This window comes from Nostoc sp. LPT (assembly GCF_017115165.1).
In the GTDB taxonomy this organism is placed as follows: domain Bacteria; phylum Cyanobacteriota; class Cyanobacteriia; order Cyanobacteriales; family Nostocaceae; genus Nostoc.
In genome coordinates this window covers 1-16515 of the sequence record NZ_JABXKF010000059.1, presented here as the reverse complement: position 1 = coordinate 16515, position 16515 = coordinate 1, and the positions used below count along the sequence as shown (strand labels likewise).

The window sequence follows — 16515 nt, the reverse complement described above, 5'->3', positions numbered from 1 at the left end:
TGAGTGCTGAGTGCTGAGTGCTGAGTGTTGAGTGCTGAGTGCTGAGTGCTGAGTGCTGAGTAAAAACCCAGTTTTGTCAAGGCTTTGAGCGTTCAACACTGTCCTAACATATCTGACTACGGCCATAGAACTTAAAGTTTCACCCTGATAACCTCAACGTTTGAGCAATAAGGTTTAACGTTCGAGTAATAAGGCTTAACGTTCGAGCAAAAAGGCTTAACGTTCGAGCAAAAAGGCTTAACGTTTGAGCAATAAGGCTTAACGTTCGAGCAATAAGGCTCAAACTCCCTCACCTCTCAAAACAATTTCAGATAAGATCCCCCCGCCTGCGGCGACCCCCTTTTTAAGGGGGTAATCGGAAAAAGCCCCCCAATTTATCGGGGGGTTGGGGGGATCTTTGAAAGACAAACATATTAACCGAACCGTATCGCCCCATCTCTCATTAGAACAAACTCATGCGAATTCCTACCGCCACTTATCGAATTCAGTTTACACCTCAGTTTGGCTTTGACAATGCTAAAGCGATCGCAGCTTATCTAGCAGATTTGGGCGTTTCTGATTTATATGCCTCTCCCATTTTCAAAGCCAGATCCGGGAGTACACACGGCTACGATATAGTAGATGCCACTCAACTAAATCCAGAACTGGGAACTAATGAATCCTTTGATGCATTAGTTGATGAAGTTCAATCCCTTGGTATGGGCTGGTTACAAGATATTGTACCCAACCACATGGCTTATAGCAGCGAAAACGATTACTTGATGGACGTATTGGAACACGGCCCAGATTCCAGTTATACCGACTACTTCGACCTTTCTTGGAATGCACCCTTTGGCGATCGCCAAGAGCGTATTCTCGCGCCACTACTGGGAGATTTCTATGGTGTATCCCTGGAAAACGGACACATTCAACTGCAATATGAACAAAACGGTTTAACTGTCAACTATTACAGCTTAAAACTGCCACTCCGCTTAGAATCTTACACAAAAGTTATCATCTATAATTTAGGTAAACTCACCCGCACACTGGGACGCAATCACCCCGATTTTATTAAGCTATTGGGGATTCTCTACATTCTTAAAAATGTGCCCTCAGAAGTTGCGGGAAAACAGCGACAAGACCAAATCGCATTTATTAAAGGATTGGTTTGGGAACTCTACACCACAAATGATGCCATCCGCGAGTTCATTGACGAAAATATCCAAACTTTCAACGGAGAACCGGGTAATTCCGAAAGCTTTAACCTCCTAGATGATTTACTCAATGACCAATTTTACCGTCTCGCCTTCTGGAAGGTTGGGGCAGAGGAAATGAACTACCGCCGTTTCTTTACTGTCAACGAATTGATTTCCGTTAAAGTTGAAGAACTACGGGTTTTTAATAATACCCACAGCTTTATTCAAAAGCTGGTTGAAGAAGGCAAGTTTACCGGTTTACGGATCGATCATATTGATGGACTTTATAACCCAATCCAGTATATCGAGAGGCTGCGAGAAAAAACAGGAGATGTTTACATTACGGTCGAGAAGATTTTAGAACTCACCGAAGATTTGCCGGAAAACTGGGAAATTGAAGGAACATCGGGATATGACTTTCTTAACTATGTAAATGGCGTATTTTGTCAAACTGAAAATGAATCATCCTTCGATAAAATTTACCAGAACTTTATTGGTTCAAGAGCAGCTTATTCATCGGTAGTAAAAGATAAAAAGCACCTGATACTAGAAAAGAATTTAGCCGGTGATATTGACAATCTGGCTCTTTTGTTGAAGAACATTTCCAGCAAATATCGCTATGGCAATGATTTTACACTGAATGGCTTGAAAAGAGCGATCGCTGAAGTTTTGACACTGTTTCCGATTTATCGTACCTATATTACGCCTGATGGAATTGGAGATAGCGATCGCGCTACCATTCAAGAAGTAATTAGCCAAGCCAAAGAACAAACGCCCCTGTTGCTGAACGAACTGACCTTTATTGAAAAGTTAATGCTGCTAGAGTTTGATAATTCTCTAACTCAAACAGAACGCGAACAATGGATCTATTTTGTCTTGCGAATGCAGCAATACAGTGGGCCGCTGATGGCCAAAGGCGTAGAAGACACCACATTATATGTATACAATCGCTTGCTGTCGCTCAATGAAGTTGGGGGTAATCCCGGTCATTTTGGGATTCCAGTAAGCAAATTTCATGCCTTTAACCAACAGCACCAAGCAACCTGGCCCCACACAATGAACACCACCGCCACCCACGACACCAAACGCGGCGAAGATGTCCGAGCCAGATTGAATGTCCTCTCAGAAATCCCCGATGAGTGGGATCAGCAGGTAAATACTTGGAGTGCTATTAATCGAGGACATCGTAGCGATCGCCACGGGTTTGCTATACCCGATCGCAACGATGAGTATTTTCTCTATCAAACCCTAGTGGGGGCGTTTCCTTTTGCTGAACACGAACATGCATCCTTCGTGGAACGGGTAAAGGACTATATAATAAAGGCAATACGAGAAGCGAAGGTGCATACAGCCTGGTTACGACCTGATAGCGAGTATGAAGAAGCTTGTACTTCCTTTATTGAGAAAGTACTCGATCCTTCCATCTCCGGGGAATTTCTAAAAGCCTTTCGTCCCTTTCAACAGCGAATTGCAGAGTATGGCATATTCAATTCCCTTTCCCAAACTCTACTGAAGATTACCGCACCCGGCGTACCCGATTTATACCAAGGAACGGAACTTTGGGAACTGAGTCTAGTCGATCCAGACAATCGCCGTCCCGTGGATTTTGAACAGCGACGTACTTACTTAAGCGCCATCCGCGAACAGGCAAAAACAGACATTCTCGGACTAATTCAGGAGTTACTAAACGACAAAACAGACGGCAGAATCAAACTGTTTTTAACGGCTCAATTACTCCAAGCTAGAACAAACTATGTCTCATTATTCCAGGATGGCGACTATCTGCCGCTAGAAGTTCAGGGAACCTACGCCAATCACATTATCGCCTTTGCGCGGCGGGAGGGGAATCAAACAGCGATCGCGATCGCGCCACGCTTTTTAACTAGCCTCATCCAGCCTGGAGAGAATCCTTTGGGCGAGTCAGTTTGGCAAGATACGCATCTGCAATTACCTTTTGAAACTTCTCACTCCTGGAAAAACGTCCTAACTCAGCAATCCTTAAAGGCTACAGAAACCCTATCTATCGCAGCAGCCCTCGCTCATTTTCCAGTTGCGTTGTTAGTCAGTGATTAAGGGGTATTGGGCAAAAGAGGCAGAGGAGTAAAGGGGCAGCAGAGGGGCAGGGGGGCGAGGAGCAGAGGGGAAAGACTTACTTACTGCTCTCCTGCTCCCCTGCTCTCCATTTAGCCGGATGAAGGTGATATGTAGATTGAATTTTGTTCACTTGGTTCTTTAAAATTCTGAAAATTCCGAGTACCGATCTCGAAGTTGCGAGTTCTGAGCTAGTAATGAAATAGGAGTTGCAGTCTCATCCAGACTCACCTTGATAGAGCTACTCCCTGTTTTTAGTCCTTAGTCTCTATTCCCCAGCCCCTCATTTTGAATTTTGAGATGAATTATGACTACTCCAACTCCAGCTTACACGGACACTCCACCAGCACTTACCACCGCGCAGATTGACGCCGTGCGCCTCCACATCAAAAAAACGTGGAAAACCTTAACGCGATCGCACGAACACTTATTACAATCTGCAAGGGATACCAAACTAGAGCACAAAAAAGATACTTGTTGGATTGTCTACATTTCCCCCTTAGAAGATTCTCCCAAGATTAGAAGTGTGTTGGAGCGATCGCTATCTCCCAAGGATATGCAATGTCTGGAAATTCGCACTTTGCCAAGTGAAGTAGAGGCGATTAAAGATCACGGATTGTTGTACCTACCAGGGCCTTATGTCGTACCAGGTGGTCGTTTTAATGAAATGTATGGCTGGGACAGCTACTTTATATTACTGGGACTTTTGCACGATGGGGAATTAGAACTAGCGCAAAGCCAAGTAGACCAACTGTTGTACCAGGTGCAGAATTACGGCATCATCCTCAATTCCAACCGGACTTACATGCTGTCGCGATCGCAGCCTCCTGTCCTCAGCATGATGGTTTTAGCATTATTCGAGCACACCCAGGATGAAGAGTGGTTAAGGTCAATCGTACCGCTGCTAGAGCAGTTTTACTATTACTGGGTAGTTCCGCCCCATTTGAATGCTGCAACTGGCTTATCTAGATTTTATGCCTTTGGGGAAGGCCCCGCGCCAGAAGTTGTGTTCTCCGAGCGGGATGAGCAGGGGAAAAGCCACTACGATCGCGTCAAGGAGTACTATAAAACTTTTGAAGTTGAGGATTATGACGTTAGTCTTTATTACAACCAGGAAACTGACCAACTGACCAACCTATTTTACAAAAGCGATCGCACCATGCGCGAGTCTGGTTTTGATATCACCAACCGATTTGGCCCTTTCAGTGCTGATATCCTCCACTACGCTCCTGTGTGCCTCAACAGTTTGCTGTATCAGGTTGAACAAGACATGGCGCAAATTAAGCATATTCTGGGGTACGAACAATTGGAACAAAAATGGAGCAATCGCGCAGATATCCGCCGCGATCGCATCGATCAATTTCTCTGGGATGAAGAACAAGGATTATATTTCGACTATCATTTCCAGAGTGGAAAACGCCGCCGCTACGAATTTGCTACCACGTTCTATCCCTTGTGGCTGGGAATTGCTTCACCAACCCAAGCCAAACGCGTCGTCAAAAATCTCTCTTTGTTTGAAGCCCCAGGCGGAATTTTTACCAGTACTCGTGTCACCGGCAACCAGTGGGATGCCCCCTTTGGCTGGGCACCACTGACGTTAATTGCCGTCCAGGGACTTCACCGCTATGGGTATCATGCAGAAGGCGATCGCATTGCCAATAAGTTCCTGGCTATGGTAGTTAAAGAATTCGAGCGTCACAATACCCTAGTTGAGAAATATGATGTTGAGCGCTGTTCTGCCAATGTTTCCGACGAAATCTGCTTTGGGTATAGCTCTAACGAAGTTGGTTTCGGCTGGACAAATGGAGCGATTCTGGAACTCCTAACAGCCGCAGAAAAAAAAGTTTAAATAAAAAGGCGTGAGTTTTTCCTCATGCCTTGATCTTAATTTTTTACACTTGACTCTAAGCAGGTCGGCGTAAAAATTTGTCGTTGGGATAAGGCAGGAGGGAAAACGATACCGATGACACCACAAGATGCACGACAATACGCACCAGCAACCCAGCGCAATAGCGAACCAATTATAGAAGTACTTTTACAAGTATTGCCAAAGAGTGGCACGATATTGGAAATAGCAAGTGGTACTGGCGAACATGCAATATTTTTTGCCCCCAAGCTAAGTCCTTGTCTGTGGCTGCCAACAGATGCAAATCCACAATTACGAGCCAGCATTACTGCCTGGGCTGAACACTTTAGCTGTGATAATATTTATCCACCGCTAGAACTTGATGTCAGAGAACCAGTTTGGGCAGTGGAAAATCCTGCATTTGATTGGCTTAACAAGGAGCCAATTGTCGCTATCGTCAACATCAATATGATTCACATTTCACCGTGGTCAGCCTGTCTAGGACTGATGGCAGGGGCAGGTCGGATCTTACCAGCAGGAGGTATCCTCTATTTATATGGGCCTTTTAAACAAGGTGGAGAACATACAGCAGCGAGTAATGCAGCTTTTGACAAATCCTTACGCGCCCAAAACCCAGAGTGGGGTGTACGTAACTTAGATGATGTTGTAGGAGTAGCTAGCACCCAAAATCTTACCTTGAAACAGACTTACCAAATGCCAGCAAATAATCTTTCAGTAGTGTTTGAACGTTCTAAATAGTGAATAATTTCTAGAGAGCCAGTCCACTAATATATGTTGGCAAAAATCAAGCAAGTGGCGTCAGAGGCTTTGACTTTTGCTCCCCTTCCCTGGTAGGGAAGGGGTTGGGGCTAGGTCTCTATTGGATTCAAAGTATCGGCTGTACGCTTATCGTAAGGCTCACCTGTAAAAGGTTGTATCCCAATAACAGGATAAGCATCATCTGTAGGGCCAAAAATCCGCATTGCTGCTTCAGAGATATAGTGGGTTATGTTCGCAATGATTTTGGAAATAGCCATAATATTTGACTCCTTATTTTCGAGTCGCTTTAATAGTGATACCTATACTGTAATCCTAATATTCAAGGCTGGTTCTTATTCTCAATATATTGAGAATATATGCAATGCTTATTCAGATAACTTTGCAATACTTTAGCTTGTCAAAAAATCAAACTTTTCTCTTCGATTCTAATTGTAACATAGTTATTTCTCTAATCCCTGTCTGGGAAAGAAGCTGGCAAACAAACTTTCTCTAACAGGATATTGTTTCCGTTTATTAGCCGCCTTGTCGGATTAACATTATTGCTAGCTATTACTATTAAAAAATATGAAGTATTTTATAAATTTAGTATTAAGTAGCCGATGAATCTACTGTTATACGGCAATCTCAGAAAATATACTTGCCTATAGTTGACATTATTTATGGTAAATACTACCATAAATAAAAGAAGCATCTTGTAAGGAAGCTCTTGGATGACAACTTTGCCAGATTTGGACTATGTACATAAACAGCAGAACCAGGAACTGAACCTTTCTGCCGATGACTACAGCTTGCTGACCGACCTTTACCAGTTGACGATGGCAACTTGTTACACAGGCGAAGGTATAGAACAACGACGGGCAAGCTTTGAATTGTCTGTCAGACGATTGCCAGAGGGTTTTGGTTATTTAATTGCAATGGGGCTGACGCAGGCATTAGAATATTTAGCCAAAATCCGCTTTAGTCCGTCGCAAATTGCGGCATTACAGGCAACAGGAATTTTTGCTCACGCAGGCGATCGCTTTTGGTCGCTTTTAGCTGAGGGAAAGTTTACAGGTGATGTTTGGGCAGTACCAGAAGGGACAGCTGTGTTTGCCAATCAACCACTATTGCGAGTAGAAGCACCCCTTTGGCAAGCGCAACTAGTGGAAACTTATCTCCTAAATACAATTAATTACCAGACTTTGATTGCCACAAAAGCAGCACGGTTGCGGGATGTAGCGGGGGAATCAGCAACACTTTTAGAATTTGGCACCAGACGTGCATTTAGCCCCCAAGGGTCTTTGTGGGCAGCGCGGGCAGCCTTAGCGGGTGGGTTAGATTCTACTTCCAATGTGTTAGCAGCGCTACAACTGGGACAAAAGCCAAGTGGTACGATGGCACACGCCTTGGTGATGGCATTGTCAGCAATAGAAGGCACTGAAGAACAAGCTTTTAGTGCATTTCATCGATATTTTCCGGGTGCGCCATTGCTGATTGATACTTACGATACCGTTGCTGCTGCCCAACGCTTGGCCGAAAAAGTAAATTCCGGGGAAATGCAATTAACAGGAGTGAGATTGGACTCAGGAGATTTAGTTACCTTATCAAAACAGGTGCGATCGCTCCTTCCTGGTGTGCCAATTTTTGCTAGTGGCGACATAGACGAGTGGGAAATTGCCAGATTAAAAGCTGCTGGGGCTGAGATTGATGGTTACGGGCTGGGAACACGACTAGTTACAGGTTCGCCCGTAAATGGAGTTTATAAACTTGTAGACATTGATGGCATCCCAGTCATGAAGCAATCGAGTAGTAAAGTTACTTATCCAGGGCGCAAGCAGATTTTTCGCTCGTTTACAGGAGATAAGGTAAAAGCAGACAGGTTGGGACTTTTAGGTGAAATTCCTCAAGAAGAAGAACCTTTGTTGCAATTGGTAGTGCAAGAAGGTGAACGGGTGCAGCCGTTAGAGTCGTTGGCAACAATTCGTCAGCGTACCGCCGCCTCAGTTGCCAGTTTGCCAGAACAGACACGGCGTTTGGATCGTCCTGTCGCGGTGCAAGTGGAAATTTCTGCCGCACTGCAAGAGTTGACAGAGGAGACTAAGAAACGTAGACGCGCCAGCGGCAAGCCGCAGGCTACCGCCAAGGACGTAAAGGACGCAAAGTAAGATGATGAGAATTGCTTTGTTTGGTACTAGTGCTGATCCACCAACTGCTGGACATGAAAAAATTCTGAGTTGGTTGTCTGAGCGTTATGATTGGGTAGCGGTTTGGGCAGCAGATAATCCATTTAAGTCCCATCAAACACCCTTAGAGCATCGGGCGGCAATGTTGCGACTGTTGATTGCTGATATAGACGCGCCACGGCACAATATTGCTTTGGAACAAGAATTGAGTAGCTTCAGAACACTGGAAACAGTGGAAAAAGCCAAATTTACTTGGGGTGAAGAGACTGAATTGACGTTGATCGTTGGTTCAGATTTACTGAGTCAGCTACCACGTTGGTATCGCATTGAAGATTTGTTACAGGAAGTGCAACTACTGATTGTACCGCGACCGGGATATGCAATAGATGAGTCTAGTTCAGAGGTAGTGCAAAAGCTGGGAGGGAAGATTGCGATCGCTAGTCTGACCGGTCTAGATGTTTCCTCAACAGCGTACCGCGAACATGGAGATCCCCAAGCCCTCACAGCCCCTGTAGTTGCCTATATTAATCAAGAGCATTTGTACGAATGCCAGGACGTTCACAAAAAAAGATACCAACTCCGTTAAATCAACAACCTTTGGCCGATTTCAAGGTTGGTGTTGATAATGTAATTTTTTCTGTAGATACTGTACAAAATCGGCTGTTAGTTCTACTAGTAATGCGACAGCAAGAACCATTTTTAAATCATTGGAGTCTTCCTGGTACTTTGGTACGTCCAGGAGAGTCTTTAGAAGATGCCGCCTATCGCATTATGGCAGAGAAAATTAAGGTCAACAATCTCTATTTAGAACAACTGTATACATTTGGCGGGCCGAATCGCGATCCACGGGAAGCAACTGATAGTTATGGTGTGCGTTATTTATCAGTTAGTTACTTTGCCCTAGTGCGATTTGAAGAAGCCGAATTGATTGCCGATCGCATGACTGGCATCGCTTGGTATCCGGTAAAACAAGTGCCGCAATTAGCTTTTGACCATAACGAAATTCTGGCCTATGGCCATAGGCGGTTACGAAATAAATTAGAGTATAGTCCGGTGGCTTTTGAAGTCTTGCCGGAAATGTTCACCTTGAATGATTTATATCAGTTATACGCCACAGTTTTAGGTGATAACTTTTCCGATTATTCTAATTTTCGGGCGCGTCTACTCAAGTTAGGTTTTTTATGCGATACCGGAATTAAGGTATCACGGGGTGCTGGCCGTCCGGCTAGTTTGTATAAATTTGACGCCGAAGCTTTTGCTCCTTTAAAAGATAAACCTTTAGTGTTTATTTAATGAACCGCTACGTGGGACAAAGGAGATGAGGAAGATGAGGGAGTGAGGGAGTGAGGGACAAGAATTAATAACCAATGCCCCTCAAGAGTGCCCAGTCATGTTAGTGGAAAGCTAAGGTTTAGCCCGTGCTGAGTTGGAAATCTCGCTTCTTTACTCAGGATTGGGAACTCCGAAAAGAGGAACTGTTTTGCCCCATGCCCAATGACAAATGACAAATGACAAATGACAAATGACAAATGACAAACAAAATGAAAATTGCGATCGCTCAAATTAATCCTACTATTGGTGACTTGCTTTTAAATGCCAAAAAAATCCTGGAGGCGGCACAGCAAGGAGCATCTAGCGGTGCACGTTTGTTGTTGACACCAGAACTTTCTTTGTGTGGCTATCCACCAAGAGATTTATTACTAAATCCTAGTTTTGTGGAAGCGATGGGCATCACTTTACAAAACTTGGCTCAGGATTTACCGCCAAATTTAGCTGTGTTGGTAGGAACTGTTGAACCGAATATCAAAGCACATATTAGTGGCGGTAAAACTTTATTTAACAGTATTGCTTTGTTAGAAAATGGCAAGGTTAAGCAAGTTTTTCACAAGCGACTTTTGCCTACTTACGATGTATTTGACGAACGTCGCTATTTTGAAGAAGGTTTGCAAGCTAATTATTTCACTCTCGATAATATCCATATTGGCGTAACTATTTGCGAAGATTTATGGAACGATGAGGAATTTTGGGGCAAACGTAGTTATACAGTGAATCCGATTGCTGACTTAGCAATTTTGGGTGTAGATTTGACTGTAAATTTGTCTGCTTCGCCGTACACGGCTGGTAAGCAGCAGTTTCGCGAAATCATGCTCAGGCATAGTGCAGTACGTTTTCAACAACCGATGATTTACGCTAATCAGGTTGGGGGAAATGATGACCTAATTTTTGATGGGCGTAGTTTTGCCTTAAATCGTCAAGGTGAAATTATATCTCGTGCCCGTGGTTTTGACACCGATTTATTAGTAGTAGAATTTCACGAGGTGCAACGTGATTTGCAGTTGGGTTCTGTAGAACCGATGTATGAATCGGAAGATGAAGAAATTTGGCAAGCGTTGGTTTTGGGAGTGCGAGATTACGCTCGTAAGTGTCGCTTTTCTAAAGTAGTTTTGGGTTTAAGTGGCGGGATTGACTCTGCAATAGTAGCTGCGATCGCCACGGCTGCACTCGGTAAAGAAAATGTCCTCGGTGTTCTCATGCCTTCTCCTTACAGTTCGGAGCATTCCATCAGTGATGCTGTGGCATTAGCCGAAAATTTGGGGATTAAGACTCATCTTTTACCAATTGGCGAGTTAATGCAAGGTTTTGATCATACTTTAGATGATTTGTTTGCAGGTACGGAGTTTGGATTGGCTGAAGAGAATATCCAATCTCGCATTCGCGGTAATTTATTGATGGCGATCGCTAATAAATTTGGCTATCTGCTTTTATCTACTGGTAACAAGTCAGAAATGGCAGTTGGTTACTGTACACTCTACGGGGATATGAATGGCGGGTTAGCAGTGATTGCAGATGTACCTAAAACCCGTGTGTATTCACTTTGCCATTGGTTAAATCGCAATAATGAAATCATCCCGCAAAATGTCTTGACTAAACCACCCAGCGCCGAACTCAAACCAGGTCAAGTGGATCAAGACTCTCTACCGCCTTACGAAATTTTGGACGATATTTTGCAACGCCTGATTCACAATCACCAATCAGCAGCGCAAATTGTTGCAGCCGGTCACGATGCAGTGATTGTAGATAGAGTAATCCAAATGGTGGCGCGGGCTGAATTTAAACGGCGACAAGCACCCCCCGGTTTAAAAATCACCGATCGCGCCTTTGGAACCGGTTGGCGAATGCCAATTGCTAGTAACTGGGTTGGTGTCAAAAATGCTTATCAGACTAAAACCACAGCTACACCTAATCTTAGTTTGTTGTGATGGACAAAATGCTCATCGGCAAATCAAGTAATTAGTTATCAAACCTGTTCCTACCTTGAACTTTTATTAAAGTCTGTCCTTCTCCGACGCAAAGAGGGACAGATTTTGCGTAGTAAAATCTTTTTTATTAGGGTGATTAGACTGACACTATATAACCCGTCGAACTCACATTAAATAAATATTCTCCGTTTGGGCTTTTATTCTGGGAAAATTAACTTGATATACTCCTATACAGCTATTCAGTCAAGTAGATTTAAGAATATGTCTAATGCGGTTAAAGTATTTTTTTCCTATTCCCACAAAGATGAAGTGTTGCGAGACGAACTGGCAACTCATCTTAGCATGATGAAACGTCAAGGAGTTATTGAAGCTTGGCATGACCGCGAAATCAGTGCTGGTAGTGAATGGGCAAATGCGATCGATGATAATCTTGAAGTTGCAGATATCATTCTGCTGCTGGTGAGTGCTAACTTTTTGGCTTCAGATTACTGTTATGACAAAGAAATGACACGAGCAATGGAGCGACACGAAACGCGAGAAGCTCGTGTAATTCCGGTTATTCTTAAGCCAACAGATTGGAATGGTGCGCCTTTTGGTAAACTACAAGCACTCCCTAAAAATGCTAAACCTGTGACAACCTGGCCAGACCAAGATGAGGCTTTTTTAAATGTCGCTCAAGGGATTCGCAGAGTAGTTGAAGATATTGCTAAATCAAAAACCTCCTCGGCAACTGCTTCTGGAACTACTATACTTGCGACTTCTAACCCTCCTACAACGAGTGGGGGTTTAACTGAACGCCAGCGTCGCCGATTAGAGCAAGAACGGGATTCACTGCAACAACAGTATGACCTGGCTAGCACAAAATTAGGTCGGCTGCGCCAAGCTTACGTCATTGAAACCGATGTATCTACAAAGCTGAAACTAGAAGTGCAAATTCAGGAAGCCCAAACAGTACAAAATAGATTAGATCGGCACCTTGAAGAAATCGAGCAAAAGCTTTTGTAGTTGTCTTTTAAACTAGCCAGCGTCTTGCCATATCACAATGAAATTGAAACTAGCGAGTAACCGTGAAATATCTACCTTCTTTATCTTTTACTGAAGGACTGCTGTTTTAATATTATTACAGATATCCACCCAAGCTTTATCTTGTTGTGCTTGGCTCAGGCTGTTTAAAGGTTTTTTGGGAGGGTGCGCTGATTGATACTTTTTAATTTCTGTATCTTCATAGCTGCTAAACCTCAATGGTATCCAAATAATCGTCAGTCCTTCGGCTTCAGCAGCATTTAATAATGGGGGTAACTCATTCTCGGCAATAAAGTCTGACGCTAGAAAGTCAGGGCTAACCAACAATACTGCTACTTTTGCTGCTGCTAAAGCATTTTCAATTTCTTTCTGCCACTTAGCACCAGGTAGAATCTTGGTATCGTCCCACACAACAAAATTTTGTTCCAATTTTTCTTGCTTGCGAATAATTGGTTTGAGGTGTTTTTGGAGTTCAGTAAGCCACTGCTGATCATGATGACTATAGCTGATGAAAACTTGATTTCTGGTTACTGTTTTAGACATAAGTAATTGCCGATTTTGTGGCGTTGGTAAAACATTATCTAAACTGTCTGCAACAGGGAAATAGTAATTAAAAATCTCACCTTTATTAGCTAAAATTTCATCCGGAATCTGCAATTCAGTATTGCCACGTAAATTTAGTTTTTTAAGTCTAAATAGTAGACACACTTCTGACGGCAGACTGATTAGTTGATTATTTTCAAGATCCATTGTTTCAAGATAGACGAGTTTGCCAATCTCTTTTGGTAGTGTTCTTAATTTATTTGTGCTGAGATAAAGCTCACTGAGGTTGATGAGTTTACCAATCTCTCCTGGCAATGTCTTTAGTTGATTTTTGGTAAGGAAAAGCAGATCGAGATTGATGAGTTTACCAATATCCTCTGGCAGCACGGTCAATTGATTTAGGTTTAAGTTCAACACGTTCAAGTGAATGAGTTGACCAATCTCTGTTGGCAAAGTCCTCAATTCATTAGAGTTGAGCGAAAGCACAGTGAGGTTGGTGAGTTTACCAATCTCTGCTGGCAGTGTCATGAGCTTATTGGAGTGCAGGTGAAGCTCACTGAGGCTGATGAGTTTGTCAATCTGTGGTGGCAGACTCCTGAGTTGATTGTGGCTAAGGTAAAGCTCGTTAAGATAGGTAAGTTTGTCAATCTGTGATGGCAGGATGCTTAGTTGATTGCCGCTAAGGTCAAGCTTGTTGAGATTGATGAGTTGTCCAATCTCTGTCGGCAAACGCTTGAGTTTATTGTCTTTGAGGTACAGTTCGTTGAGATCGGTGAGTAGACCAATCTGTGTTGGTAAAGTTTTTAGTTGATTAGAATTGAGGCAAAGCTCCCTGAGGTAAATAAGTTGACCAATCTCTGTTGGTAAAGCACTGAGTTGATTGGAATTAAGGTAAAGTTGGTCAAGGCTGGTGAGCTGACCAATCTCGGCTGGCAAAGTTTCTAGTTGATTGCTGGTGATATCAAGCACACTCAAGTTGGTGAGTCGTCCAATTTCTGCTGGCAAAGCTGTGATTTGATTAGAGTTAAGGTAAAGCTGTTCAAGGCTGGTGAGCTGACCAATATCTGCTGGTAAAGTTTCTAGTTGATTGCTGGTGGTATCAAGTACACTCAAGTTAATGAGTTGACTAATGTTTGGTGGCAAAGCTGTGAGTTGATTGGAGTTAAGATAAAGCTGCTTAAGGTTGGTGAGTTGTCCAAATTCTGATGGCAGACTGCTCAGTTGATTTCTGCTGAGGTCGAGCGATCGCAGGTTGGTAAGTCGTCCAATTTCCGCTGGTAGTGTTGTTAAGCCTTTTGCAGAAAGGTCTAATTCTGTCACCTTGTCTTTAGCAGCTTGTTCAATAATTTGCAGCAGTTCTTCGTTAGTCATTTGGGATTTTACAAAGGCGATGCCTGACGATGAGTTGCTGCTTGGACGCGCAGCAGAGAAATTGAGCTAATTAATAATGTAGCCTGTATCAAGGATTGCATTAAGGCGATGTACGTTAGAGTAGCCTGCACTTCGACACCCTTCGGTGTCGCTCAGGGCGAGAAGCTCAGTGACCATCGTAGACATTACCCCCCTGTGCTTCTTTAAACTCCACCTCAAAACCTGGTCATTTCACCTCTGAACTCAAAGCTTGCACCTTTTAACACGAATTGTCGAGTAAAAAGGGCGATCATTTCACCTCTGAACATGAACTGTCGAGTAAAAAGGGCGATCGTTTTACCTCTGAACATGAATTGTCGAGTAAAAAGGGCGATCGTTTCACCTCTGAACATGAATTGTCGAGTAAAAAGGGCGATCGCTTGACCTTTAAACCTCGAAGTTGCACCTTTTATCCTCAAAGTTGCGCCTTTTATCCTCAAAGTTGCGCCTTTTATCCTCGAAGTTGCGCCTTTTATCCTTATCATTCTACTTCTGAACTTAAAGCTTGCACTTCAGAACACAAATTGTCTAGTTAAAAGGGCGTAAGTCTAGCTTGTTGGAGACATTGCTCAACCTCTGAGCTTAATCAATAGGTTATTTTTACTCATCTAAACGCTGTGCGATCGCATTCAGCAATGACTCAAAGTCTGATTCGCTGTGAATATCAGGGGTGAGCGTGTTCATATCTTTTAGCAGGTTGGTGAGTTCCGCGATCGTGTTGCGAATTTCGGTGTATTGGTCAATTTCTTCACGAAATCCCTGCAAGTTAGCTGCACCAACTTTTTTCATTTCTTCGTCTAATTCTTTAATTTCGTCTTCCCAATACTTAATATATTTAAGTCTTGCAACAGGTTTATAAATTTGGGCATCGGCTAACACAATCGGGAAAATCCGATTATAAAATTCACCATTTTTAGCAATTTGCACTAGCTCAAACATGCAATTGGGGGATTTTAAATACTTGTCACTAATAACTGCGATCGCACATTTACCGCGTCCAATCCGTTTCATAAAGGCTTTAATTAGTCCTTTGTAACCCAAATCGCGTTTATCCCTGATGATTTTGATTCCTTTTGCCTGAAAAGTCTCATCCACTTGATTGACAAATTGCTCACTTTCTCCATCCCAAGCATAAGAGATGAAAATTTCCTTCTCGAATTCCATTGCAGATTGACTATTCATGAAGGGTTTTTCTTCTTGATTGCTATCTCCTGGGCGATGTGTCAATGATTCATCTCGCTTTCGTTCCAGTTCGTTTTGCAACTGTGCAATCTGGGGGTTGAGTTCCTTATCTGGTCTATCGGGTTGGAACATGACATCATCAATTAACCTGCGGACATCTACCGTTTGATAGCTTTTCTCACACTGTCTCTGATAATAACCAGCGTTCAAGCGCTTGTAGAGTTCCTCCAAAGGATAAGTATAAGGAGTCTGACTTCCTTCACATTGTTCGCAATTACAAGGAACTAGGGTTTGATATTGCAAACGTTCATAAGAGTTGTGGATTTTTTCGAGTTCGTGGGTGATGACAGCCATCAATTCTTTTTTGCGGTTTCCGGCTACACGGATTTTAATTTCCCGTTGATTGTAGTTTTCAATGATTTCAGCACGAGTTTGGTCTTTGTTGAGAACAACACCGTTTCTCCAAACGAGTTTTTGCTGTTCAATCCAAGGGTGCGTCTCGACAATAAAGCGGGTGAGGATGCCTTTGGGCATAAATGTATAGGTGTAGCGCAGGATTAGGTTGTTGCGATCGTCCCAGGTATAATCAGCTTTTTCAATGGAAAGCAATTGCGGCGCAATATAAATGTCACGGCGACCAGGAATTTCGTAGCAAAGCTTGAACCGCATCATTAATTGCAGGAGTTCATCTCGCATATCTGCATATTTGCCGTCTTGCCAAATATCTTTGAGGTTTTCTTTGGTAAAACAACCTAGCTCTTGCTTGACAGTCTGATTATCCAAAACTTTGTAGACGGCAGTTGTCCCCCATTCCGGTTTGAGGATGACGTAATGTTTGAGTGTAGAATCGTCTTGAAAGTGCAGGCAAACGCCAAGGTCGTGGAGATAGCTGCTCAAGCGCAGCATGTCTTTCTTGTCAGTTAAATTATTGACTCGGCAAAGGGTAAAGTATTCTTCAACGCTGATGTAATTTCGAGAATTGTTCTCTAACTCACATCTTGCACCTAACCGAACAAACCCATAAAAGGTAAATAAAAAGTACA

The 16515-nt window shown here is 43.1% G+C and carries 12 protein-coding genes; 8 read left to right on the top strand and 4 right to left on the bottom strand.

Annotated features, from left to right (window positions below):
* Positions 1–455: 455 nt before the first annotated feature.
* The 3 genes from treY to HWQ58_RS14090 all read left to right on the top strand — a co-directional run bounded on the left by treY (position 456) and on the right by HWQ58_RS14090 (position 5871).
* Positions 456–3248 carry a malto-oligosyltrehalose synthase gene (gene treY / locus HWQ58_RS14100; protein ID WP_292863276.1) on the top strand — a complete coding sequence of 931 codons (2793 nt, stop codon included), beginning with the start codon at positions 456–458 and terminating at the stop codon, positions 3246–3248.
* Between the two features lie 325 nt (positions 3249–3573).
* Positions 3574–5115, top strand: a complete 1542-nt coding sequence (locus HWQ58_RS14095) for a trehalase family glycosidase (RefSeq protein WP_292863274.1) — start codon at positions 3574–3576, stop codon at positions 5113–5115.
* Between the two features lie 114 nt (positions 5116–5229).
* The gene (locus HWQ58_RS14090; RefSeq protein WP_292863272.1) at positions 5230–5871 is read left to right on the top strand and encodes a DUF938 domain-containing protein; all 642 of its coding nucleotides are present in this window, start codon (positions 5230–5232) and stop codon (positions 5869–5871) included.
* A gap of 110 nt (positions 5872–5981) precedes the next feature.
* Here the strand turns inward: HWQ58_RS14090 and HWQ58_RS14085 are convergent, their stop codons facing one another.
* Positions 5982–6149: a nicotinate phosphoribosyltransferase gene (locus HWQ58_RS14085; protein ID WP_292863270.1), complete on the bottom strand. Its 168-nt coding sequence runs from the start codon at positions 6147–6149 to the stop codon at positions 5982–5984.
* Positions 6150–6602: 453 nt separating this feature from the next.
* Here HWQ58_RS14085 and HWQ58_RS14080 point away from each other — a divergent pair, with 453 nt between their 5' ends.
* The 5 genes from HWQ58_RS14080 (at position 6603) to HWQ58_RS14060 (ending at position 12319) form a co-directional block, all read left to right on the top strand.
* Positions 6603–8036 (top strand): nicotinate phosphoribosyltransferase, encoded by a 1434-nt coding sequence (locus HWQ58_RS14080; RefSeq protein ID WP_292863268.1) that lies wholly within the window; start codon positions 6603–6605, stop codon positions 8034–8036.
* Between the two features lie 4 nt (positions 8037–8040).
* A complete protein-coding gene (locus HWQ58_RS14075) occupies positions 8041–8640 on the top strand; it encodes a nicotinate-nucleotide adenylyltransferase (protein ID WP_292863280.1) in 600 nt (199 codons plus the stop codon).
* Complete coding sequence (locus tag HWQ58_RS14070) at positions 8601–9347, top strand: NUDIX domain-containing protein (protein WP_012411955.1); 747 nt, start codon at positions 8601–8603, stop codon at positions 9345–9347. Before HWQ58_RS14075 ends, HWQ58_RS14070 begins: the two co-directional genes overlap by 40 nt.
* Before the next feature lie 248 nt (positions 9348–9595).
* Positions 9596–11314: an NAD+ synthase gene (locus HWQ58_RS14065; RefSeq protein ID WP_292863278.1), complete on the top strand. Its 1719-nt coding sequence runs from the start codon at positions 9596–9598 to the stop codon at positions 11312–11314.
* 261 nt (positions 11315–11575) lie between these two features.
* Positions 11576–12319: a toll/interleukin-1 receptor domain-containing protein gene (locus HWQ58_RS14060; RefSeq protein ID WP_292863266.1), complete on the top strand. Its 744-nt coding sequence runs from the start codon at positions 11576–11578 to the stop codon at positions 12317–12319.
* Between the two features lie 87 nt (positions 12320–12406).
* On the opposite strand, the gene HWQ58_RS14055 is transcribed toward HWQ58_RS14060, so the two are convergent.
* From HWQ58_RS14055 to HWQ58_RS14045, 3 genes are all read right to left on the bottom strand, one after another.
* Positions 12407–14251, bottom strand: a complete 1845-nt coding sequence (locus HWQ58_RS14055; protein ID WP_292863263.1) for a leucine-rich repeat domain-containing protein — start codon at positions 14249–14251, stop codon at positions 12407–12409.
* A 289-nt stretch (positions 14252–14540) separates the two neighbouring features.
* Positions 14541–14696, bottom strand: coding sequence for a hypothetical protein (locus HWQ58_RS14050; RefSeq protein WP_292863260.1), 156 nt, complete (start codon positions 14694–14696; stop codon positions 14541–14543).
* A gap of 194 nt (positions 14697–14890) precedes the next feature.
* A partial coding sequence (locus tag HWQ58_RS14045) for a COR domain-containing protein (RefSeq protein WP_292863257.1) occupies positions 14891–16515 on the bottom strand: 1625 nt, incomplete at its 5' end.

What these genes read in the sequence shown, in the direction of transcription:
- HWQ58_RS14095 (WP_292863274.1), top strand. Translation starts at nt 3,574, where the DNA reads ATGACTACTCCAACTCCAGCTTACACGGACACTCCACCAGCACTTACC.
- HWQ58_RS14060 (WP_292863266.1), top strand. Translation starts at nt 11,576, where the DNA reads ATGTCTAATGCGGTTAAAGTATTTTTTTCCTATTCCCACAAAGATGAA.
- HWQ58_RS14055 (WP_292863263.1), bottom strand. Translation starts at nt 14,251, where the DNA reads ATGACTAACGAAGAACTGCTGCAAATTATTGAACAAGCTGCTAAAGAC.
- HWQ58_RS14070 (WP_012411955.1), top strand. Translation starts at nt 8,601, where the DNA reads ATGCCAGGACGTTCACAAAAAAAGATACCAACTCCGTTAAATCAACAA.
- treY (WP_292863276.1), top strand. Translation starts at nt 456, where the DNA reads ATGCGAATTCCTACCGCCACTTATCGAATTCAGTTTACACCTCAGTTT.
- HWQ58_RS14065 (WP_292863278.1), top strand. Translation starts at nt 9,596, where the DNA reads ATGAAAATTGCGATCGCTCAAATTAATCCTACTATTGGTGACTTGCTT.
- HWQ58_RS14085 (WP_292863270.1), bottom strand. Translation starts at nt 6,149, where the DNA reads ATGGCTATTTCCAAAATCATTGCGAACATAACCCACTATATCTCTGAA.
- HWQ58_RS14075 (WP_292863280.1), top strand. Translation starts at nt 8,041, where the DNA reads ATGAGAATTGCTTTGTTTGGTACTAGTGCTGATCCACCAACTGCTGGA.
- HWQ58_RS14090 (WP_292863272.1), top strand. Translation starts at nt 5,230, where the DNA reads ATGACACCACAAGATGCACGACAATACGCACCAGCAACCCAGCGCAAT.
- HWQ58_RS14080 (WP_292863268.1), top strand. Translation starts at nt 6,603, where the DNA reads ATGACAACTTTGCCAGATTTGGACTATGTACATAAACAGCAGAACCAG.